Source organism: Pseudopedobacter beijingensis (assembly GCF_042678145.1).
Classification (GTDB): domain Bacteria; phylum Bacteroidota; class Bacteroidia; order Sphingobacteriales; family Sphingobacteriaceae; genus Pseudopedobacter; species Pseudopedobacter beijingensis.
The window spans coordinates 91,652-113,911 of the sequence record NZ_JBHUDG010000004.1 but is presented as its reverse complement, the minus strand read 5'-3'; the positions used below and the strand labels follow the sequence as shown (position 1 = coordinate 113,911).

Annotated in this window: 18 protein-coding genes; 9 read left to right on the top strand and 9 right to left on the bottom strand. The window is 34.9% G+C overall.

Going from position 1 to position 22,260, the window contains the following annotated elements; genetic code table 11:
• Positions 1-260: 260 nt before the first annotated feature.
• Positions 261-692: a CBS domain-containing protein gene (locus tag ACFSAH_RS05435; RefSeq protein WP_379661692.1), complete on the top strand. Its 432-nt coding sequence runs from the start codon at positions 261-263 to the stop codon at positions 690-692.
• Here the strand turns inward: ACFSAH_RS05435 and ACFSAH_RS05430 are convergent.
• Positions 689-1,012: a (2Fe-2S) ferredoxin domain-containing protein gene (locus ACFSAH_RS05430; protein ID WP_379661691.1), complete on the bottom strand. Its 324-nt coding sequence runs from the start codon at positions 1,010-1,012 to the stop codon at positions 689-691. The genes ACFSAH_RS05435 and ACFSAH_RS05430 overlap by 4 nt on opposite strands.
• A 164-nt stretch (positions 1,013-1,176) precedes the next feature.
• Here ACFSAH_RS05430 and ACFSAH_RS05425 point away from each other — a divergent pair, with 164 nt between their 5' ends.
• Positions 1,177-2,082, top strand: a complete 906-nt coding sequence (locus ACFSAH_RS05425) for a TIGR01777 family oxidoreductase (RefSeq protein WP_379661690.1) — start codon at positions 1,177-1,179, stop codon at positions 2,080-2,082.
• A gap of 219 nt (positions 2,083-2,301) precedes the next feature.
• On the opposite strand, the gene ACFSAH_RS05420 is transcribed toward ACFSAH_RS05425, so the two are convergent.
• The 6 genes from ACFSAH_RS05420 to ACFSAH_RS05395 form a co-directional block, all read right to left on the bottom strand.
• Complete coding sequence (locus ACFSAH_RS05420) at positions 2,302-3,195, bottom strand: FKBP-type peptidyl-prolyl cis-trans isomerase (protein ID WP_379661689.1); 894 nt, start codon at positions 3,193-3,195, stop codon at positions 2,302-2,304.
• A 3-nt stretch (positions 3,196-3,198) separates the two neighbouring features.
• Entirely contained in the window at positions 3,199-3,633 is a 435-nt protein-coding gene (locus ACFSAH_RS05415) for an FKBP-type peptidyl-prolyl cis-trans isomerase (RefSeq protein ID WP_379661688.1), read from the bottom strand.
• Positions 3,634-3,875: 242 nt separating this feature from the next.
• A complete protein-coding gene (locus ACFSAH_RS05410) occupies positions 3,876-5,666 on the bottom strand; it encodes an acyl-CoA dehydrogenase family protein (protein WP_379661687.1) in 1,791 nt (596 codons plus the stop codon).
• Positions 5,667-5,748: 82 nt separating this feature from the next.
• Complete coding sequence (locus ACFSAH_RS05405) at positions 5,749-6,924, bottom strand: acetyl-CoA C-acyltransferase (protein ID WP_379661686.1); 1,176 nt, start codon at positions 6,922-6,924, stop codon at positions 5,749-5,751.
• A 38-nt stretch (positions 6,925-6,962) separates the two neighbouring features.
• Positions 6,963-9,368, bottom strand: coding sequence for a 3-hydroxyacyl-CoA dehydrogenase/enoyl-CoA hydratase family protein (locus tag ACFSAH_RS05400; protein ID WP_379661685.1), 2,406 nt, complete (start codon positions 9,366-9,368; stop codon positions 6,963-6,965).
• Between the two features lie 12 nt (positions 9,369-9,380).
• The gene (locus ACFSAH_RS05395) at positions 9,381-9,815 is read right to left on the bottom strand and encodes a MarR family winged helix-turn-helix transcriptional regulator (RefSeq protein ID WP_379661684.1); all 435 of its coding nucleotides are present in this window, start codon (positions 9,813-9,815) and stop codon (positions 9,381-9,383) included.
• Positions 9,816-9,980: 165 nt separating this feature from the next.
• On the opposite strand from ACFSAH_RS05395, the gene ACFSAH_RS05390 reads away from it, so the two are divergent.
• From ACFSAH_RS05390 to ACFSAH_RS05365, 6 genes are all read left to right on the top strand, one after another.
• Complete coding sequence (locus ACFSAH_RS05390) at positions 9,981-11,450, top strand: ATP-binding response regulator (protein ID WP_379661683.1); 1,470 nt, start codon at positions 9,981-9,983, stop codon at positions 11,448-11,450.
• A 9-nt stretch (positions 11,451-11,459) separates the two neighbouring features.
• The gene (locus ACFSAH_RS05385) at positions 11,460-15,044 is read left to right on the top strand and encodes a response regulator (protein ID WP_379661682.1); all 3,585 of its coding nucleotides are present in this window, start codon (positions 11,460-11,462) and stop codon (positions 15,042-15,044) included.
• A 16-nt stretch (positions 15,045-15,060) separates the two neighbouring features.
• Positions 15,061-15,432 (top strand): response regulator, encoded by a 372-nt coding sequence (locus tag ACFSAH_RS05380; protein WP_379661681.1) that lies wholly within the window; start codon positions 15,061-15,063, stop codon positions 15,430-15,432.
• Positions 15,432-16,265 carry a CheR family methyltransferase gene (locus tag ACFSAH_RS05375; RefSeq protein WP_379661680.1) on the top strand — a complete coding sequence of 278 codons (834 nt, stop codon included), beginning with the start codon at positions 15,432-15,434 and terminating at the stop codon, positions 16,263-16,265. The genes ACFSAH_RS05380 and ACFSAH_RS05375 overlap by 1 nt, the downstream gene beginning before the upstream one ends.
• A 1-nt stretch (position 16,266) precedes the next feature.
• Complete coding sequence (locus ACFSAH_RS05370; RefSeq protein WP_379661679.1) at positions 16,267-16,842, top strand: chemotaxis protein CheB; 576 nt, start codon at positions 16,267-16,269, stop codon at positions 16,840-16,842.
• Positions 16,843-16,903: 61 nt separating this feature from the next.
• The gene (locus tag ACFSAH_RS05365; protein WP_379661678.1) at positions 16,904-17,278 is read left to right on the top strand and encodes a response regulator; all 375 of its coding nucleotides are present in this window, start codon (positions 16,904-16,906) and stop codon (positions 17,276-17,278) included.
• A gap of 51 nt (positions 17,279-17,329) precedes the next feature.
• Here the strand turns inward: ACFSAH_RS05365 and ACFSAH_RS05360 are convergent, their stop codons facing one another.
• Both ACFSAH_RS05360 and ACFSAH_RS05355 read right to left on the bottom strand, forming a co-directional pair.
• Positions 17,330-19,009 carry a B12-binding domain-containing radical SAM protein gene (locus ACFSAH_RS05360; protein WP_379661677.1) on the bottom strand — a complete coding sequence of 560 codons (1,680 nt, stop codon included), beginning with the start codon at positions 19,007-19,009 and terminating at the stop codon, positions 17,330-17,332.
• 95 nt (positions 19,010-19,104) lie between these two features.
• Complete coding sequence (locus ACFSAH_RS05355) at positions 19,105-19,695, bottom strand: O-methyltransferase (protein ID WP_379661676.1); 591 nt, start codon at positions 19,693-19,695, stop codon at positions 19,105-19,107.
• 250 nt (positions 19,696-19,945) lie between these two features.
• On the opposite strand from ACFSAH_RS05355, the gene mbhE reads away from it, so the two are divergent.
• Entirely contained in the window at positions 19,946-22,255 is a 2,310-nt protein-coding gene (gene mbhE, locus ACFSAH_RS05350) for a hydrogen gas-evolving membrane-bound hydrogenase subunit E (protein ID WP_379661675.1), read from the top strand.
• Positions 22,256-22,260: the final 5 nt, after the last annotated feature.

Below are 22,260 nucleotides of genomic sequence, written 5' to 3'. Positions count from 1 at the left end.
AGTAAACGGAGACAGTCTCTTTATTTATATTCCTCAGAAAGATCTCTCAGCACTATTTAACACATCGTCCTTTCAGAAATGATGTTAAAAAGATAACAGACTAAAACCAGAATTTAAATAACAAAGAGACAGCCCAACTCAGGAAATCTATATCTCATCACCTTTTCTATGCGTCCTCTTCCCAGTATTACCATCAGTTAAGATAAGTTTTGCTTTTTATCTTTCAAAAAGTTAAATTAGGGTAACCAATTGAAAATAAAATGAAAAGCATCCGACACATCCTTTCCGGGAAACCTATCGACAAACTTTTTACCATTTCCAGGCATGCCACTGTTTATGAGGCCTTGACCTTAATGATGGAACAAAACGTAAGTGCAGTATTAATTACCGATGGCGCTAAATTAGAAGGGATATTTACCGAACGTGATTATGCAAGAAAAATAGCTTTAAAAGGAAAAACTTCAAAAGAAGTAATCATTAGCGAAGTTATGTCAACAGAATTGCTCACCATAACTCCGCAATTTAGCATAGAACATTGTATGCAAATAATGACAGACAAACATATAAGACATCTTCCTGTCTTAGAAAACAATCAACTCATTGGTATTATCTCCATTGGAGATTTAGTTAAGTTTGTTATAGCAGACCAAAAACATACGATTACCGAGCTGGAAAGTTATATTCACGGTTAATCCTTATTTTCAGAAAAATCCAGTTTAAGTCTTTCAACAACTTTATTATTCATAATATGTTGCTGAACTATTTCATCTACATCAGATAATTGGACTTTTCCGTAGAATACACCTTCAGGATATACAACCACACTTGGGCCCTGTTCGCAGGTTTCAAAACAACCCGCCCGTTGTGCTCTTACTGTTGCCAAAAGTCCATTGTCCTTAACCGCTTTCTTAAATGCAGCTGTTAAAGCCATTCCGTGTTGTTCTCCGCAACAAACCCTTGCCCCTTCAGGTCTTTGATTAGTACAAACAAATATATGTTTCTTGTATTTCATATTCTGATTTTAGCACAAAACTAAGATAATTCAAATGTAATAACTCATAGATTACAATATTCAGCCCCTAACCACTAAACGAATAATATATTTATACCTTTATGTTAATTAGATTTAGGCTTAAAATATTCAAACCTAATCGTTCGTTTTAAGTTTTAAAGGATATGAAAGATACAATTCTTGTGACAGGAGGAACTGGTTTCATAGGCAGTCACCTGATAAACACCCTGATTGACGAGGGTTATAAAGTACATATTATTGGGAGAACAGACAAACAGATAAAAGATACTAAACATTTCAAATGGGATATTAAACATAAAAAAATAGACCCAAAGTGTATCAAAGGTGTAAGTACGATTATACATTTAGCCGGTGCAGGTATTGCAGATAAAAGATGGACAAAAACAAGAAAGCAAGAAATTACAGCCAGCAGAACCGAACCTATAAACTTAATCTACGAATTACTAAAACAGGAAAAACATCAGGTGAAACGTGTAATAGCTGCGTCAGCAGCTGGTTATTATAGTGACAGAGGGGATGAGATTTTAGACGAATCTGCATTTCCTAATAACGATTTTTTGGGAAAATGTTGTTCATTATGGGAAAATGCCGTAGATGCCGGCAAAGCTATAGGCCTGCAAACAGTTAAATTAAGAACCGGAATTGTACTGGACAAAAACAAAGGTGCTCTTGCTAAAATGGCTGTTCCATTTAAATTTGGAATGGGTTCTGTCTTAGGAAATGGAAAACAATGGATGTCATGGATACATATTAAAGACCTGGTAAACATGTATCTTTTCTTTATAAAAAACGAATTGCTGGAAGGTGTATACAATGCTTCTGCTCCTTACCCGGTTACCAATAAATATTTTTCCAAAGTTTTAGCAAAACAATTATGTAAACCTCTTTGGCTCCCTTCAATCCCTCCTTATATACTAAAATTAGCATTAGGAGAGATGAGTATTATATTATTAAGTAGCACCAGAATGAATGCTGAAAAAATAATGGAAATTGGTTTTAATTTTGAGTTTCCTCACTTGGATACGGCCTTAAGAGACATCTACAAATAGAAAAAAAAGAGCTCTAAGAAAATAAGCTTCTTATAAATACAAAAAGCTGTATCAAAAAAAGTTATCATTTCGATGAATACAACGAAGAGAAATCTTCTTCCTGAGCACTTATGAAACAAATCCCTCAACCCCGCTCACGATGACGAAAAAGAGAGGATATTGGAATAACAAAGCTCTTTTGATACTGCCTCTATTTCTTAAAATGCTTTTACCGCTTGTTTACAATATTTCTATTTCAAATTGTATAGGTGTATTAGGAGGAATTGCCCCAGAACCATTAGTACCATAAGCTAGATATGAAGGAAATACAACTTTCATTTTACCTCCTACGTTCATTTTCTGTAAAGCTAATACCCAACCTTTTATTACATAGCCATTTGTTACTACAACATCAAACGGAGAGTCTTTGCTTGCAGAATCAAATACCTGCCCATTTAAAAAACTCCCAGTATAGGCAACTTTCACAGATGAACCATATTCCACTTTATTTCCGGTGCCCTGCTCCACTATATGGTAATAAAAACCTTCGCTATCTTTTATATACTCTTCAGACTGTTTATCAAGATGGCTTTGTAAAATAGCATCTTCCGCCTCTGTCTGGTTTTTACCTTTAATAACATCAATTGTTAAATCTAATATAGTATTTCCTGTAACGGTGGTGTTATACCCATCCTTACCAAACATTAGATAAGAAGGCATAATTACCCTTAACTTCTCTCCATACTTAGATTTCAACAGCACTTCTTTTAACCCTTTGGGTGTGATATAGTATACTTTACCAAGTTCTACCATATTTAGATTAGGCATAAATGTATTCACATCACTATTAACTAACATCCCAGAGGTTGCTTTTATACTTTCTCCGGTCAAAGTTTTCATTCCCAGAAAAAAGAAAGCCGCATCGTGTTTTTTCAAAGTATCTCCTTCACCTTCTTCCAATACCTGGTAATAATATCCTAAACTATCTTTCGTAAACTTAGAAGTCAACCCATTATTCATTAAAAAAGCCTGAATAGCTTCATCTTCTATCTGAACTAAATCTCTATCTTCTCTTTTACATGAACTAAAAGCAATCGCACAAATTGTTAACAGTACCCAAAATTTCTTTATCATCTTCTATTTTATATTGACTAATTCTATATCGTAATCTAAAATTGTATTTGAAGGAACTATCCCTCCTCCATCACTTCCGTAAGCTAATCCTGATGGAATAATTAACCTAATCTTTCCTCCTTTATTTATATATTTCAGGCCTATCTGCCAGCCTAAAATTTCTTTCCCTAACATTTCTTCTTTTTCTTTAGAGTCCGCAAACACTCTTCCATCTAAAAAACGTCCTGTATAAATAACCGTTATTTTAGGATTCTTCCACTTTTCTAAAATTTCCCCTTCTCCCTCTTGAAGTATTTGATAGTAGACCCCGGACTCTGTACGGATAGCCGGTATCTCCTGAATAGACAAAAAATTTCTGATGGTAATATCATCACTACTCAATTGGCTATTGTACTGACGAAGTGTATCATCTTCTACTTTTTTACAACTTCCAACCAATAAACTAAACAATAAAAAAAAGCAAAAAAGGTGTCCCCTCATAATTTCAATATCACAAATTTATTTATCTTTTTAGATAATTCCAGAATTTAACATTTTTTTAGAATTTCTTCTTCCAATACGGATAAATTATTGTGTTATGCTACATTCCGAAGATAATCTTTTTGTGACAAATAACTCGTATATAAACAAAGAAAGGGTGCTTTCATTTGAAAACACCCTTTCTTTTTGCAAGTGATTATTTAATAACAATATTTATTAGCTTCTATTAATTGTTTGGCCACACGCTGCCTTGCATCTTTAATATTAAAAGGGGCTGTTTTAGTAAACCTTCTCAATCCCATCAACATCATATTCAACTCATCGCCTTCTGCAAAGGAATTTAGAGCCTCTTTTCCTGCCAAATGGACTTTATCTACCGTTTCTTGCAAATAAATACGCATTATGTCTATTTGACCTGAAACTGCATTTTCTCCTTTTTGCGCTATAAGCTTCTCTACTCGTAGCAAAGTTGATTCGGCCACATACACATACCCAATAATATCGGCAATGTTCATTAATATCTCTTGCTCTTTCGCCAGAGTCATCATCAACTTTTGTACTGCTGCACCCGCAATCATTAACCCTGCTTTTTTCAGGTTTTTGATAATTTTCTTTTCCGCAGCAAAAGTTCCTTCATCTTCGGCGGCATTAAAATCGGGAATAGACATGAGTTCACTAGCAACTGCCTGCGCCGGAGTCATTAAGTCCAGCTCTCCTTTCATGCCTCTTTTCAGAAGCATATCAACAATTAAGAGCCTATTTATTTCATTTGTACCTTCAAAAATCCGGTTAATCCTGCTATCTCTATAAGCCCTATCCATTGGAGCTTCTGCTGAAAATCCCATTCCTCCATAGATCTGAACACCTTCATCTACTATATAATCCAACATTTCCGATCCCCAAACTTTAATAATGGCGCATTCTACAGCAAACTCCTCAGTTGATTTCAATTTCGCTTTTGCAGAATCCATTCCAGAGGCCACTAATCTCTCATAAGCATCGTCCACATTCTGTCCGGCCCGATAAGTTGCACTCTCTACTGCAAAGTTTCTGGTTGCCATTTCGGCCAATTTATACCTTATAGCTCCAAATTTTGAAATCTGTAGTCCAAATTGTGCTCTTTCATTCGCATAATTGATAGCCGTATTAATTACTTTCCTTGAAGAACCTATAGCTGCAGCCCCTAATTTTATACGACCTATATTTAAAATATTAACAGCTATCTTAAAGCCATTTTCTCTCTCTGAAAGCATATTTTCTACCGGTACCGGGCAATCATTGAAAAAAATCTGACGGGTGGATGATCCTTTAATACCCATTTTATGCTCTTCTGGATTCATTGTTATTCCTCCAAAATCCTTCTCAACTATAAAAGCAGTTAGGTTTTTATCATCATCTATTTTAGCAAATACAATAAACACATCTGCAAAGCCACCATTGGTAATCCACATTTTTTGTCCACTGATCAGATAATGCGTTCCTTCTGCGTTAAGCACTGCTTTTGTTTTACCACTATTGGCATCAGATCCTGAATTCGGTTCGGTTAAACAATAAGCTGCTTTCCATTCGCCAGAAGCCAATTTGGGTATATATTTATCTTTTTGCGCTGTATTACCATAATATAATATAGGCAATGTACCAATACCTGTATGCGCAGAAAGCGCTACCGCAAACGAATGACCTGCTCCAATAACATCTGTCACCAGCATAGAAGTATTAAAGTTTTTACCAAACCCACCATACTCCTCTGGAATAGAAACTGCCAGTAAACCTAATTCTCCGGCTTTATCCATCAAAGATGGCATTAACCCCTCTTCCAGTTTATCTATTCTATCCAGATTAGGAAATACTTCGGCCTCTAGAAAATCTTCACAAGTCTTTTTTATCATCAATTGCTCTTCGTCAAACTCCTCTGGAATAAAGACGTCTTTTGCTTCGGTTTCTTTGATGATAAACTCTCCACCTTTTAATGATTGTTTTTCGTTTTGCATAGTTATTTCTTTTTAGCTGATAAAAGAGAAGGAGTATACAGCACAGCTCCTCATCCCTTAATAGTTTGTTAGTGTTATTCTTTTAAAGCATTTCAAAAATACCGGCAGCTCCCTGTCCTGTTCCCACGCACATGGTAACCATTCCGTATTTTTTTTGCGTCCTTTTAAGCTCATTTAAAACCTGAACAGTTAATTTAGCGCCGGTACATCCCAAAGGATGACCCAATGCAATAGCACCTCCATTTACATTAAGCTTGCTTATATCTATATTTAAATTTCTGATAACGGCTAAAGATTGCGAAGCAAAAGCCTCATTAAGTTCAATCAGATCAATATCATCCAATTTCATATCTGCCATTTTGAGTGCTTTCGGAATAGCTTCTATAGGACCTATCCCCATAATACGTGGAGGTACACCTGCTACCCCATAACTTACCAGTCTCGCTATTGGTTCTGCATTTAATTCTTTCATCATCGTTTCGGAAACCACCAAAACAAATGCTGCTCCGTCCGAAGTTTGAGACGAGTTCCCTGCAGTTACACTACCATTTAAAGCAAATACAGGTTTCAATTTAGCCAACGCTTCCAGATTGGTATCTTTTCTGGGCCCTTCATCCGTATCTACAACATATTCCCGCGTTTTCTTCTTTTGATTTTCGTCTAAATAAGTTTCTGTTATTTTTATAGGGAGCACACCATCTTTTAGATGTCCGTTTTCTATAGCAGCCACAGCCTTTGTATGTGAATTTAGTGCAAATTCGTCCTGATCTTCTCTACTGACATTAAACTCTTTGGCTACCGCTTCTGCGGTTAATCCCATTCCCCAATACCAATCGGGGTGATTCTTAGCTATTTTAGCATTGGGGACAATTTTATTCCCTCCGAATGGCATGCCAGACATAACCTCTACCCCTCCCGCCACAATACAATGGGCCATTCCACTTTTTATTTTAGCTACTGCCGTGGCTATAGTTTCTAAACCTGACGCACAATACCTATTGACTGTAACACCAGGAACTTTATCGGTATTTAAGCCCATTAAGGATACCATACGACCTATATTTAAACCTTGCTCGGCTTCTGGCGTTGCATTACCAACGATAACATCATCTATCCTGTTCACATCCAAATTGGGTACAGACGCTATTAATCCCTGTATTACTTCTGCTGCCAAATCATCTGCCCGGGTAAAACGAAAAACACCTCTTGGGGCTTTCCCTACTGCTGTTCTATATCCTGCTATAATATATGCTTCCATGTCTGATTAAATGTTTGTGTTAAGTAGTGTATTTAAAATCAATTCCTCAACGGTTTGCCTGTTGTCAGAATACTTTGAATTCTTTCCAGAGTTTTCTTCTCTGCACATAAAGACAGGAATGCTTCTCTTTCCAAATCCAGTAAATATTGCTCTGTTACCTGCGTTGGTGCCGATAAATCTCCTCCACACATTACATAACCTAGTTTTTGTGATATTTTCTGATCATATTCGGAGATATAGTTTCCTGAACGCATACTATTGGCGCCAGCGTAAACCATTCCCAAACCACTATCTCCTAACACTTTGATATCTTTTCTTGGAGATAGCTGTACATAACCTGCATTAAACAACTCGAGTGCTTTTTGCTTAGCATCAGCAATCAACCTGCTCCTGTTCATGGTTATACTAAATTTACCTTCTTTTAGATAACCCAACTCAAAAGCTTCCTGCGCTGAGGTAGAAACCTTAGCCATTGCTATCGTAAGAAATTTATCTTTCAGAACATTCTGATCTATCTGACCTTCTTTATATTCATCGGAAGCTCTTAAAGCAAACTCTTTACTACCACCGCCTCCTGGTATTAATCCTACTCCAAATTCTACAAGTCCCATATAAGTTTCGGCGTGTAACTGTACATGATCTGCGTGTAAACAAAACTCACATCCACCTCCTAAAGTAAGATTATACGGAGCCAGGACCACCGGTATAGACGAATACCTGATTCGCATTGATGTATTCTGGAACATCTTTATAGCCATGTTTACTTCATCCCATTCTTGCTCCACCGCCATCATAAAAATCATCCCCACATTAGCTCCTGCAGAAAAATTTGCTCCGTCATTACCAATAACTAATCCTTTATAATCCTTCTCGGCTATATCTATTGCTTTGTTAATTCCCTCAAGAACTTCACCTCCAATAGTATTCATTTTAGTATGAAACTCCAGATTTAATATTCCATCTCCCAGATCGGTTAATGTTGTACCTGCATTTTTCCAAATGGTTTTACCTGGTCTTATATTGTCCAGAATAATATACTCTTCTGTTCCCGGAATATTCTTATAGTTTTTTGAAGGAATATCGTAATAGTTTTTTATTCCATTATCAACTTTATAGAAGGAAGTATTTCCAGATTCCAGCATATCTACCACCCATTGAGCTGGTTTCTTGCCTTGATCTTTCATTATTTCTATACCTTCCTTTACACCCAAAGCATCCCAAACTTCAAATGGTCCTAATTCCCATCCAAATCCGGCTCGCATGGCATCATCTATTTTGTATAGCTCATCGGATATTTCCGGGATCCTGTTAGATACATATTCAAATAATCCTGCAAAGGATACTCTAAAAAACTCTCCGGCTTTATCCTTTCCTCTTGCATAAACCCGCATTCTTTCTTGCAGATTATCTATCTTTTTAGTTGCCTCTAACGTTTCTGATTTAACTTTTTGTTGGGGTCTGTATTCCAGCGTTTTCAGATCAAGGGCTAAAATTTCTGACTTGCCGTTTTCTCCTTTTATTTTTTTGTAAAACCCTTGCTTTGTTTTATCTCCCAACCATTTATTTTCTTGCATTTTGCGCACATAATCCGGAAGTTCAAAAGCTGCTTTTGCTTCATCATCAGGAGCGTTTTGAGACAGCCCATTGGCTACATTTATCATGGTATCCAATCCTACCACATCTGATGTTCTAAAAGTTGCAGATTTGGGCCTGCCCAATGCCGGACCACTAAATTTATCTACTTCTTCCACTGTTAAATCCATTTTTTGAACCAGATGCAACAGCGACATAATAGAAAAAACGCCTACTCTGTTGGCTATAAATGCCGGAGTATCTTTACAAAGCACTGTAGTTTTCCCTAAATAAAGATCACCATAATGCATCAGAAAATCTACAATAGATTGCTCTGTATATGGAGTGGGTATAATTTCCAACAAGCGCAGGTACCTGGGCGGATTAAAAAAATGTGTTCCGCAGAAATGTTTTTTAAAATCTTCACTTCTTCCTTCAGTCATTAAATGTATAGGTATACCAGAAGTATTAGAGGTAATTAATGTTCCTGGTTTCCTAAACTGTTCTACCTGTACATAAACTTGTTTTTTTATATCCAGGTTTTCCACAACTACTTCAATCACCCAATCACAAGTAGCAATATCTTTCATGTTATCCTCAAAATTGCCCGTTGTTATCCTGGAAATTACTGACTTGGAGTAAACCGGTGATGGATTGGATTTCAGCGTGTTTTGCAATGAAGCATCCACTATTCTGTTTTTCACTTTTTTATTTTCCAGAGTAAGCCCTTTTACCTGTTCATCTGCATTCAATTCTTTGGGAGCAATATCTAAAAGCAATACTTCTACACCTATATTAGCAAAATGACAAGCAATACGTGAGCCCATTATACCCGAACCTAATACTGCTACTTTTGTGATAATCCTTTTCATAGAATAAATAGATTAGTTTGATTGATAATCTATGGTTAAATCGTTTATTTTTTTTAATAACTGAATCAGCTGTTCTCTTTCTTGCTCGCTAAAATGGTCATTTAAATAATCATTAAATTTTCTAACAACCACTCTTGCCAAATGTCTTTTTTCTTTTCCCAAATCGGTAAGAAAAACTTTCACCGATCTTTTATCCATCTGATTTCCTTGCCTGTATATTAACCCATCTCTTTCCAAATTGTTTAACATCCGGCTTAAACTTGTAGACTTTAACCCCAACAATGAAGCCACTTCTGAGACAGTAGTCCCTTCTTCTTCGTGGATATTAATTAATAAATACCCAACAGATTGGGTTATACCAAATTCCGAAGCTATATTATTATATTTATTGGCTATATTCTGCCAGACAATCTTCAGAAAATAATCAATAGTTTCTTGATGTTTCATTTAATCACATGCTACTTATTATATCAAATATAGCAAACGACACTTTATTATGCAAGCATAACAAAGACTTATTTTTGGATTACTTTTTGTCAGGATTCATTTAGTTTTTTATTTATCCGTGATAATTATTAATTTCCACATCTACAGTGAGGAAAACACTTTTTTATGATTTTAATTGTTGACGACAAGGCTGAAAATATTTATTCTTTAAAAAGGCTTCTAGAATCTAAGAACTTTGTAGTAGACACGGCAATGTCTGGAGAAGAAGCTTTAAAAAAGGTTTTAAAGACAAGTTACGCACTGATAATATTAGATGTTCAAATGCTGGGAATGGATGGTTTTGAGGTTGCTGAAACACTATCTGGATTTAGCAAATCTAAAAACATCCCTATTATTTTTTTATCAGCTGTAAACATTGATAAAAAATTCATAACCAAAGGCTATGCTTCGGGTGGAATAGATTATGTGACCAAACCTGTAGATCCGGATATACTGCTACTTAAGGTTAAAACTTTCTATCGACTTTACGAACAAACACTGATCTTAAATGAGACTCAGAAAACATTAAGATCTGAGATCGAAACCAGAAAACAGGTGCAAGAGGAGCTCAAAAAAAGAGTAGACCATTTACATTTCACTCTTGAGTCACTCCCCCAACTTGCTTTTACTGCAGATTGTAAGGGAAATATAGATTTTATCAATAAAAAATGGCTGTTCTATTCCAATGAAGCTACTTTTCCGGAGACACATCCTGAGGACGGATCTATTACTGAAGCATGGAAAAATTCCAGAATAAATGATACACCTCTCGAAATGGAGGTTCGAATAAAAAGATTAGATTCCACAAATTTTAAATTTCATCTTTTAAGAATCGTACCTATACAGGAAAATGGAAGCGTAGTAAAATGGGTGGGTACGTTCACTGACATAGATGACCAAAAGCAGATTGAAAAGAAAAAGGATGAATTTTTAAGCATCACCAGCCACGAATTAAAAACTCCTTTAACGAGTATCAAAGCATACATACAACTTATTGAGCGGAATTTAGACCATAAAACCGAAAAACCTATTCATAATTATATAGGGAGAGTACAGGCTCAGCTTTTTAAATTAAGTAATTTGATTTCGGATTTATTGGATATATCAAAAATTGAGAACGGAAAACTTAAATTAAATAAAAAACCTTTCAACATTCATAGATTAATAGATAGTGTTATCGATATTATCATCCATACACATGACAACTTAAAAATCAAAATATTAACCCGAGGTGAGGTATATGACAAAAACATTATAGCCGATGAAATCAGAATTGAACAGGTACTAATTAATTACCTTACCAATGCCATAAAATATGCACCAGACTCAGAGACAATTATTGTAAGTACTGAAATTAAAAACAACACACTACTAGTTAGCGTTACTGATTTTGGAATAGGTATCTGTGATGATGACCAAAAGAGTATTTTCGACAAATTTTACCGGGTCGAAGAATCTTCATTAAGATTCCAGGGATTGGGCATCGGACTTTATATATGTGCAGATATCATCAGACAACACGAAGGAACTATTGGGGTACATAGCAAATATGGAAAAGGTTCTACTTTTTTCTTTACGTTACCTTTATCAAACTAACTCAAATTTATGGTTAAGACATTTTTAAAAAATCTGCAACTAGGATTCGGTATATCATTACTTATTTTATTTATTAGCTCAACAGCTTCTTTTATTAGTATTAAAAAACTAGAAGAGAATAAAGACAGATTAATGAGTACCAGCAAAAGCATTAAGTTACTTGATGCTGTCCTCAAAGATCTCCAAGACGCTGAAGTTGCTCACCAAAACTATTTATTAACAGGTAACAAAGTTTTTTTAACTCCATACCACAGGGCTTTACAAGACCTGCCTAAATCTCTAAATGACCTTAATGATATTAAATATGAAAATACCAGTCATATTACAAACATCAATAAATTAAAAATCAGTACAGACGAAAGGGTTAAAGCCTTTGAAAGGTTATTAAAAATAAAAAAGGATGGGGGCACCATTACTCTTGAGCAGTTAAACGAAAGTAAGGAGCTGATGGACGATTGCAGTACTATTATCAACAAAATCGTTTCTAACGAAGAACTTGTTCTCTATAACACTTCTGTGTCTTTAGACATCTATTCAAAATACACTTTATTATTTATTATTACCGCAACACTAATTTCCTTATCCATTACTATTTTTCTTTATCGACGGGTAAAAAGAGATTATTCGAAAAGAGAAGAATTACAAGGTGCATTGCGTACCAAAGAGGCTGAAATAGGAAAACGCATACAAATCATTGAAAAAATAGCCAAAAAAATATCTAATGGCAATTACAATATTTCTATTGATAATAAAGACGAAGATGACCTTGGTTCCGTAGCAGGATCATTAAATACCATGGCTATTTCATTAAAAGAATCTTTTGAAAAGATAAACAATAAGGAATGGGTTCAATATGGATTAGCCTCTTTAAACAAAGGTTTATTGGGAGACAAAACAGCGGAAGAAATATCAGACGAAGCCCTTTCACAACTCGTCCATCATTCTGAAAGCCTAAACGGTGCTTTATATTTATTGCAAGATAGCGGAGAATTAAAGTTGCAAAGCAGCTATGGTTTAGAGAAACACATGCTTAAAAACTATGAAATTGGCGAAGGAATGATAGGCCAAACATTTATAAGCAAAAAAATAAAACATATCGACAACCTTGATTCCAATTCTTTCAATGTAAGTTTCGCTAACGGGAAACTTAAAATTTCAAACCTGATTCTTTTACCATTATTAATGAACAAACAATGTATTGGTGTTATAGAACTAGGTTTTGACGAACCAATTAATGAATACAAACTTGAATATTTAACAGAATCTTGCAGGGGAATATCTTTAGCTATTGAAGATTCCAAAAACAGATCACATATACAAAAGCTGCTGGAAGAAACACAAGCACAAACAGAAGAACTACAATCTCAACATTCTGAGTTAGAAGGCTTAAACACTGAACTTGAAGCCCAGACCCAAAAACTCCAAGCCTCTGAAGAAGAACTTAAAGTACAACAAGAAGAATTACTACAAAGCAACCAAGAACTTGAAGAACGCTCCAGATCGCTGGAAGAGAAAAACCAACTTATTGCAGAAAGAAATTTAGAAATTCAACATAAAGCAGAACAATTAGCCTTAAGTACGAAGTATAAATCCGAATTTCTGGCTAATATGTCTCATGAACTTCGTACTCCTCTCAATTCAATATTACTATTATCAAGACTACTCGCAGAAAATGAGGAAAGTAATTTAAATACCGATCAGGTAGAGTCTGCAAAAGTTATACAAAGCTCAGGAAGCAGTTTATTACATCTAATAGATGAGATTCTTGATCTATCAAAGATCGAAGCGGGAAAAATGGTTTTAGATATTCAAAAAGAAAACCTTTCGGATATTGTACAAACTATTAAATCGCTATTCAATCCTCTGGCACAAGAGAAAAAACTGGATTTATTATTTCACATAGAAGAAGGCCTAAATCCAATTATAGAAACAGACAGATTAAGACTTGAACAAATACTAAAAAATTTAATTTCGAATGCCCTTAAATTCACCTCGGAAGGAAACGTATCACTTTCTATTAAACAAACCGGTGATGAACTTATATTTATAGTCAGAGACACTGGAATAGGCATTAGTACTGAACAACAGAAAATAATTTTTGAAGCCTTTAGACAAGCCGACGGATCTACCAGGAGAAGGTTCGGCGGAACAGGTCTTGGATTATCCATTAGCAAAGAGATAGCCAAATTATTTGGAGGGCAGATTAGCCTGAAAAGCGAAACAGGTAAAGGCAGCACATTCACGTTAACTATCCCAAAAAATCATCAATATGAACCTCAACACCAAAATATTGACGAACTATTAGATGACATAGCACATGAAGTTTTAGAGTCCAATAATTTAGTAGAAACACCTAAAAATATTGAGACAATTTCTATTCCTGACGGAATTGATGATGACAGACATAATTTAAAACTAGGAGATAAAATTATTCTCATTGTTGAAGATGATATAAACTTTGCAAAAGCACTATTAAATTTCACACGTAAACAAAACTACAAGGGCATTATAGCTGTACGTGGTGATATAGCAGCCGGATTAGCAGAGAAACACCTTCCATTAGCAATTCTCCTGGACATACAATTACCTGTTAAAGACGGTTGGCAGGTTATGGATGAAATAAAAAACAATCCAATCACCAAACATATTCCGGTACACATTATGTCATCACTTCAGGTAAAAAAAGAAAGTCTGAAAAAAGGTGCCATAGATTTTATTAACAAACCAGTTGCTCTTGAACAGATTCACCAAATGTTCAAAAAAATTGAGGATGCACTAAACCGCTATCCTAAAAAAGTGCTTATTATTGAGGAAAACAGAAAACATGCAAGTGCGCTCTCTTATTTCCTAAGCAGTTTCGAAATTGCTACAGAAATTAAAAGCAATATATCTGATAGCATTCATGCTTTAATGAGGAATGAAGCTGATTGTGTAATTCTCGACATGGGATTACCAGACAGAGCAGGATATGATGCACTAGAAGCCATGAAAAAAAATCCTGGATTAGAAAATCTACCTATCATCGTATTTACAGGTAAGAATCTGTCTCAACAAGAAGAAGCTAAAATAAGACAGTATGCAGATTCCATTGTTCTTAAGACCGCACACTCTTATAAAAGAATATTGGATGAAGTTGGTCTTTTCCTTCATCTGGTAGAAGAAAACAGCACATCAACCGACAGAAAGAAAGGCAACAAACTGGGATCATTACAGGAAACGCTGAAGGATAAAAAAATCTTAATTGCCGACGATGATGTGAGAAATATCTTCTCCCTTTCCAAAGCTTTGGAAAAATACCAGGTAAGAGTTATTTCTGCTATAGACGGAAAAGATGCACTGGAACAACTGGAAAACAATCCGGACACTACTATTGTTCTCATGGACATGATGATGCCCGAAATGGATGGCTACGAAACCATTAAACGGATAAGACAGATTCCAGAGCATAAGAACCTACCTATAATTGCTGTCACAGCAAAAGCAATGGTAGGTGATAGAGAAAAGTGCATAAAAGCAGGAGCTTCTGATTATATTTCGAAACCTGTTGATACAGATCAATTACTTTCGTTATTGAGAGTTTGGCTATATGAATAAATAGAGATTGCAAAAAATGAATACAGAGAAGCTTATTTTAATTATTGACGACGATAGCCGAAACATATTTGCTTTGAGCCTGGCATTAAAAATTAAAGGTTTTAAATCCATTTCGTGCCTAAGTGCCAGTGAAGGAATTGATCTTTTACAAAAAGAGAATAATATTAGTGTTGTACTCATGGATATGATGATGCCCGAAATGGACGGTTATCAAGCAATAAAAACAATCAGGTCTTATCCACTTTTACAGAATATACCAATCATAGCTGTGACGGCACAAGCAATGCAGGGCGACAGAGAAAAATGCTTAAATGCAGGAGCACAGGATTATATTTCAAAGCCAATAGATATTGAGAAACTCATTATTGCTATAAAAAAAGTTATCTGATGTTCAAAGAACAACATATCATTAACGATCAGGACCTTGAAAAACTTCTTGAAGAAGTCTCTATTCAATATGATTATGACTTCACACAATACAGCAAGGCCTCTATCAAACGCAGGCTGAACAGGCTTTGCTATCTGGATAAGTTTTCAAGTTTTGCCGAGTTACGTTACAGAGTACTTAATGACGAGAACTACTTACAGCATTTTGTGGAAGAAATTACGGTAAACGTTACTGAAATGTTTAGAGATCCCAGCTTTTACCAATCTTTGAGAGAGGATATAATGCCACATTTGGGTACTTATCCATTTATTCGCATTTGGGTAGCCGGATGTTCTACCGGAGAAGAAGCCTACTCTCTGGCTATACTGCTTAAAGAAACAAATCTTTATGACAGATCTCTAATTTATGCAACAGATATTAATCCGGGTGTATTAGAAAAAGCCAGAAAAGGTATTTTCCCTCTCAGCCAGATGAAACAATATTCTGAGAACTACATCAACTCGGGAGGAAGAGCAGATTTTTCTCAATATTATACAGCCAATTATGAGGTAGCAAAATTTAGCACAGATTTAAGATCTAAGATGATTTTTTCTACACATAACCTTGTTTCTGATAGTTCTTTTAACGAGTTTCAACTTATCATTTGCAGAAATGTACTGATTTATTTCGAACGGGAACTCCAAAACAGAGTTTTTAATCTGTTTGATGCCAGTCTGGATCATTTAGGTTTTTTAGCTTTAGGGTCTAAAGAAACCATAAAATTTTCTTCGCTGGAACAGAGCTACAAACAAATAGGAACTGAAAGGATTTGGAGAAAAATTAAATCTGTTTAGTATGCAAAAAATCCACAGGATAGATTTGCTTTTAATTGGAGGGTCTGCCGGTAGTCTAAAAGTAATTTTAGACGTTTTACCGGAATTAAAGCCCCTTTCGTTTCCTATCATCATCATTCTTCATAGAAAACCTTTGCAACATTCTGTCCTTCAGGATTTACTTTCAGCACACACGCCTATCCCTGTTATTGAAGTCGAGGACAAAACTATGCTTGAGCCCGGAACAATATATATAGCTCCGTCCGATTACCATTTACTTATCGAAAAAAATAAAATGGTCACGTTAGATTACTCTGAAAAAATCAACCATTCCCGGCCATCAATAGATATCTGCTTTATGTCTGCTGCAGACATTTATAAAAATAAGACCTGTGCTATTTTACTTTCAGGTGCAAATTCAGATGGGGTGGACGGACTTAAGTTGATAAAGCTAAACAACGGCATTGCTATTGCACAATCTCCTGAAACGGCAGAAGTATCTTTTATGCCAAAGCAAGCTATTGAAAAGGTTGCCATTGATTATATATTAAGACCTGAAGAAATTGCAGACTTTATCAACAGCTTAAATGACTATTAAAAGATACATTTTTGAAACCTTAGTACTTTTAAACATACGTTAATTTTTACCTGAGACAATAATGAATAAGAAGACGATTTTGATATTTGATGATGACGTAAATATATTAGAGCTTTGCTCCATAGTTCTTTCTGAATCCGGATACCATGTAGAAATATCTGAGACTTCGCATGACATTATAGAAAAAGTGGCTAAAACAAGTCCTGATGTTATATTAATGGACAACTGGATTCCTGATATTGGTGGTATAAAAGCCACTCAATTATTAAAAAACGACCCACAGTTTCACCATATACCTGTCATTTATTTTTCTGCTAACAATGATATACATATTTTAGCTGAAACTGCCGGAGCAGACGCCTATTTATCCAAACCTTTTGATCTGAACGATTTAGAAAATATTGTAAGCGAAATCATACTTAAAAGTAAAGATTAGCCTAAATTATACTGTTTATTATAAAATACGAATCAAACTATACAAACAATTTTAGTTTGCAATTGCTAGTTGGTTTTTATAATAAACTACCTCTGGTTGTGTCCGTCCATCATATTTAATAATCAAATATCCCTTTTCGGGGAACACACAACCAGATTCTAACCAAAAATTCCAGTCAAAACTAATTGGCAATATGGTAAATCTATATTTCTGATGGTTTAGTTTCAGTATTTCTATCCAATTATTCCGTTCACTTTTCTCCAACTCCAAACCATATAAGTCTTTAGGTCTCTGCTTACTATACAAATAATAATCAATAGCAAAAAATTCTTTTATATACTCATTATTATCTGCATACGATTGATTAAAGTCGTATATAGCATTAAAAATATCATTTAACGAGTGGCGGTGAAAATCGTAATGCTTCTCAAAATGCCCGCCCAAAGTCATCAGATAATCAAAAATACTGAAGTTTTCTGAGATATATTTCAACAGATGAGCGCATCTCTTTTTATTCCAGTAAATCTCCAGAGCATTCTCCATCAGCGTTATCCTATGAAGATCTTCTTCACTTAAAAAATCACTTTTTATAATCTGATAGGGCGGATTAGGATCAAAAACATAACCATACTGTTCGTATTTTTGTCTTACCGGAGTTCCCTTAAGGAATTTTAAAAATCCCAGTTGCAATTCGGGCGGATAAAGTTTAAAGGTAGATTCAAAACTAAATTTCAAATCATCCATATATTCTAAAGGTAATCCCACAATCAAATCCAGATGCATTTCTATCCGTTCATCCAACTGCTTAATAATACTACTGGTTTTCTCAAAGTTTTGTTTCCTGCTTACCTCCAGATTACTTGCCTGATTAACGGTTTGTATCCCAATTTCAAAACGGAACAATCCCGGAGGTACTTTCTCGTTCACAAATTTGATAATATCAGGATGGACAATATCAGCTGTAATTTCAAACTGAAAAACATTACCTGGTCGGTGATTATCCAATATAAACTGGAAAAGCTCCAGCGTAAATTCTCTTTTGATATTGAATGTCCTATCTAAAAATTTTATGGTACGCCCATGTTCCATCAGATACAGAAGATTTTGCTTAATAGTTTCCATAGGAAGATACCGCATCCGGTTATCTAAACTGGCTAAACAAAATTCACACTTATACGGACATCCTCTACTGGTTTCTATATAACTTACTTTATGACTGAGATCGCTCGCCAGATCGTATTGATATGGGTTTCTATCAGCCAATAATTTTATATCAAATTGCTCTGTCTTTTCGCTATAACACACCTGTCCATTTTCTTTATAAACCAGGTTATGAATATTATTTACATTTGGATAATTAGTCAGAAATTTCTCAAAAGGAATCTCTCCTTCTCCTGTTATAATATAATCTATATGATCCTGATCTATAATCCCCTGCCATTCGTAACTAACCTCCGGTCCTCCCAATAAAATTTTCGTTTCCGGATTGTATTCTTTTATGATACGGGTTACTTCTAAAGTCTCCGTTATATTCCATATATAACAACTAAAACAAACTACATCAAACTCCTTGCAGTAAGCAGCTATTTCATCTGCCGGCATTTTTATAGTAAACTCTTTCCACGACAGGTTCGCTCTGTCTTTATTTAAATCAAACAGAATACGAATGGCCAAATTCATGTGAATGTATTTGGCATTTAAAGTGGTTAAAAGTATTTTAGGCAATTCCATGTACGATAAACTCAAAAGTTGCTTATTATTTATGCAAACAAATTAAAACCTGTCTATATTCTTACAGGTTTATTTCGCAAAAATAACATTTACCATCAGTAATCTAAGCCCACAAACAAAAGTCCTGCCCCTACAGGTATTTTGATGATCTTAAAGGTTTCATCTTTTTCTATCTCGGCAACAAAATCAGCAACTTCATTGGCATGTGACACCACATTATCTACTACCATTAGACATTTTCTGTTGGCAGACAGTAGGTTTTTCAGAAAAGGCCAATAACGAACATATTCTTTTCTTTCAGCATCTAACAATATAAAATCAAAATACCTTTTGTTTGTCTGTAAAAAATCAAATGCATCGGCATGTAAACATTCTACATAATCTGAAAGCTTATATTCTTCAAGATTTTTTTGTGCTTCGGCAACCCGTTCTTTTTCAATCTCAATTGTGGTTAACTGCCCACCCGTACTTCTTAATGCATCAGCAATTTTAATTGTCGAATATCCATTTGAGGTTCCTATTTCAAGAACATTTTGGGCGCATTTCGTTTTTATCAATAAAGTAATCAGCAATGCAGATTCCGGCTCTATATTTCTCCATCTTTTTAATCTATCGGTCTGTTTTGAATCATGTTCTTTTCCCTGGGCGTAAAATTGCTCTAATTGCTCTTTCAAATGTTTCTCCATCAACTAAATACTATTTTCTCGAAAATGTAATAACAAATCACACTAAATATAATGATTAGATAAATATAAAAGGCTAATAACTCAGAATATTCATTATATAATATACTACCGTTAACTCAACACCATATACAATTTTAATAAATTAACAGTCTTTTCAATATCAATTTTCCAACAAAAACTCCTTTCAACACCTGTTTTTTCACATTTTTTATTATTTTTAGGGAGACAACGATTTTATCAAATCTATTGAATGTTAATAAGTATACTATCTGGAATAATTTTATCGGTTTTTATATTCGTTTTAGGACATAAGTTAAATGCAAAATATGCTATTTTATATGCTATTGTACCTATAAGTTTATTCGTTTTTTTTGCGCAGTATATCCCACTGCTTCATTTACAAAAATCTATCCTGAGTGCTTACATCTGGATGCCCGCCATGCAAATCAATTTTGATTTTAATCTGGATGGTGTGGGCTTACTCTTTTGTTTATTAATCTCAGGGATAGGATCGCTAATATTTGTATATGCTGCAAAATATATGATTGACGATAGCGATATACATCGTTTTTACGCTTACCTCTCGCTTTTTATGTCTGCCATGCTGGGAATGGTGCTTTCTGATAATGTAATTACACTATTTCTTTTTTGGGAACTTACCAGCATCAGCTCCTTCTTTTTAATAGGGCATTACCATAAAAATGCCGAATCAAGAAAAAGTGCGCTCATTTCTTTGGGAATTACCGGTGCAGGAGGTCTTGTTTTATTTGCCGGTCTCATATGGATGGCCCAAATAGTTGGTTCATATTCTATCCAGGAAATTATTGCCCAATCTTCTTTGATTAAAAACCACGAGGCATTCTACATCATATTAACCTTATTGTTTATAGGTGCTTTTACCAAATCGGCTCAATTCCCTTTTCATTTCTGGTTACCTGGCGCCATGAAAGCCCCTACCCCCGTTTCTGCCTACCTGCATTCTGCGACCATGGTAAAGGCAGGAATTTATCTCTTATTAAGATTTTCTCCAGCTTTTAACCATACACCTTTTTGGAATATTACTTTATTAAGCATTGGGGGAATTACACTTTTATTGGGCGCCATTATCTCTATAAGTAAATATGATTTAAAAAGTATTCTGGCTTACACTACCATATCTGCATTAGGATTTATGGTATTTCTGATTGGGTTAGGCAGCGATCTGGCATTAAAAGCGCTGGGCATTTTTATTGTTGTCCATGCTCTTTACAAAGCAACGTTATTTTTAATAACAGGTATTATAGACCACACCTATCATACCCGGGAGATTAATGAATTGGCTGGTATCAGAAAACACAAACCGCTTCTTTTTGCTACAGGTATTATTGCTGCATTTTCCGCTGCTGGTATTCCTTTAACCTTTGGTTTTTTAGGAAAAGAAGCCATTTATGAGTCATTATATCAGCAACAGGAAATCTGGTCTTTTGTACTGTTGGGTTTACTGGTTCTGGCTAATATTTTTATGTTATATGCCTCTTTTGTAGCAGGAATAAGACCCTTTACAGGAAAACCAAGTCAAATAGTACAGGAAACCCCTATAAAATCCGATGGCAGTTTACTTATAGCTCCTGTTTTACTGGCAGCACTTACAATAATTTTTGGAGTAGCTCCTGTTTTATTTGAAAAAAGTATTCTAGATAATTTTCTGGCAAGTACCATCACTAATGTAGCAATCATAAACTCTCACCTCGCATTATGGCACGGTTTCAATATTGTTCTAGTACTCAGCCTGATTACTATTATTTTAGGTACAGCTATATACATTTTTGCTCCTAAAAACATAGATAAAAGAGAAACAGAAGCTCGTTATAACACAGGAAATATTTTTATAGGACTAAATATCCTACTTAAAAAATCTGCGCTTGTCATTACACATAAACTTCATAACGGTTATCTTAGAAAATACCTTTTAACCATTACTATTTTCAGTCTGGCTATTCTTGGTTATGCCATTTTCAAACATATTCAAATCCATTTAGATTTTAGCAAGTATAGCTCTTTCAAAATCTATGAAGTTGCCGTTGCTATTATGGTTATCATATCTGTAATAACAACCATTAGCACGACATCCAGATTAACAGCCATTGTTTCTATGAGCGTTGTGGGATACTGTATCTGTTTATTTTTTGTTTTTTATAGTGCTCCGGATTTGGCTATGACCCAATTTACCATAGATACTTTAACCGTTGTACTTTTCTTATTGGTATTATTCAGGTTACCTTCATTTGTAAACCTGGCCAATAGAAAAACAAAAATAAGAGATGCTGTTGTTTCTATTTTATTTGGTGTTTTCATTGGAATTATTGCTTTAGGTATTTTAAATGAACCGCATCCCAATACTATTTCCAAGTTTTATGGAAACGAGTCTTATTTAGCTGCTCATGGGAAAAATGTAGTTAACGTAATATTGGTTGATTTCAGAGGGTTTGATACCCTTTTTGAGATCGTAGTATTAAGCATTGCCGGAATTGGTGTGATCAGTTTGCTGAAACTCCAGGTGGCCGAAACTGAAAAAGAATAATACTT

What these genes read in the sequence shown, in the direction of transcription:
- mbhE (WP_379661675.1), top strand. Translation starts at nt 19,946, where the DNA reads ATGTTAATAAGTATACTATCTGGAATAATTTTATCGGTTTTTATATTC.
- ACFSAH_RS05370 (WP_379661679.1), top strand. Translation starts at nt 16,267, where the DNA reads ATGCAAAAAATCCACAGGATAGATTTGCTTTTAATTGGAGGGTCTGCC.
- ACFSAH_RS05355 (WP_379661676.1), bottom strand. Translation starts at nt 19,695, where the DNA reads ATGGAGAAACATTTGAAAGAGCAATTAGAGCAATTTTACGCCCAGGGA.
- ACFSAH_RS05420 (WP_379661689.1), bottom strand. Translation starts at nt 3,195, where the DNA reads ATGATAAAGAAATTTTGGGTACTGTTAACAATTTGTGCGATTGCTTTT.
- ACFSAH_RS05430 (WP_379661691.1), bottom strand. Translation starts at nt 1,012, where the DNA reads ATGAAATACAAGAAACATATATTTGTTTGTACTAATCAAAGACCTGAA.
- ACFSAH_RS05425 (WP_379661690.1), top strand. Translation starts at nt 1,177, where the DNA reads ATGAAAGATACAATTCTTGTGACAGGAGGAACTGGTTTCATAGGCAGT.
- ACFSAH_RS05375 (WP_379661680.1), top strand. Translation starts at nt 15,432, where the DNA reads ATGTTCAAAGAACAACATATCATTAACGATCAGGACCTTGAAAAACTT.
- ACFSAH_RS05385 (WP_379661682.1), top strand. Translation starts at nt 11,460, where the DNA reads ATGGTTAAGACATTTTTAAAAAATCTGCAACTAGGATTCGGTATATCA.
- ACFSAH_RS05435 (WP_379661692.1), top strand. Translation starts at nt 261, where the DNA reads ATGAAAAGCATCCGACACATCCTTTCCGGGAAACCTATCGACAAACTT.
- ACFSAH_RS05400 (WP_379661685.1), bottom strand. Translation starts at nt 9,368, where the DNA reads ATGAAAAGGATTATCACAAAAGTAGCAGTATTAGGTTCGGGTATAATG.
- ACFSAH_RS05395 (WP_379661684.1), bottom strand. Translation starts at nt 9,815, where the DNA reads ATGAAACATCAAGAAACTATTGATTATTTTCTGAAGATTGTCTGGCAG.
- ACFSAH_RS05360 (WP_379661677.1), bottom strand. Translation starts at nt 19,009, where the DNA reads ATGGAATTGCCTAAAATACTTTTAACCACTTTAAATGCCAAATACATT.
- ACFSAH_RS05390 (WP_379661683.1), top strand. Translation starts at nt 9,981, where the DNA reads ATGATTTTAATTGTTGACGACAAGGCTGAAAATATTTATTCTTTAAAA.
- ACFSAH_RS05410 (WP_379661687.1), bottom strand. Translation starts at nt 5,666, where the DNA reads ATGCAAAACGAAAAACAATCATTAAAAGGTGGAGAGTTTATCATCAAA.
- ACFSAH_RS05365 (WP_379661678.1), top strand. Translation starts at nt 16,904, where the DNA reads ATGAATAAGAAGACGATTTTGATATTTGATGATGACGTAAATATATTA.
- ACFSAH_RS05380 (WP_379661681.1), top strand. Translation starts at nt 15,061, where the DNA reads ATGAATACAGAGAAGCTTATTTTAATTATTGACGACGATAGCCGAAAC.
- ACFSAH_RS05405 (WP_379661686.1), bottom strand. Translation starts at nt 6,924, where the DNA reads ATGGAAGCATATATTATAGCAGGATATAGAACAGCAGTAGGGAAAGCC.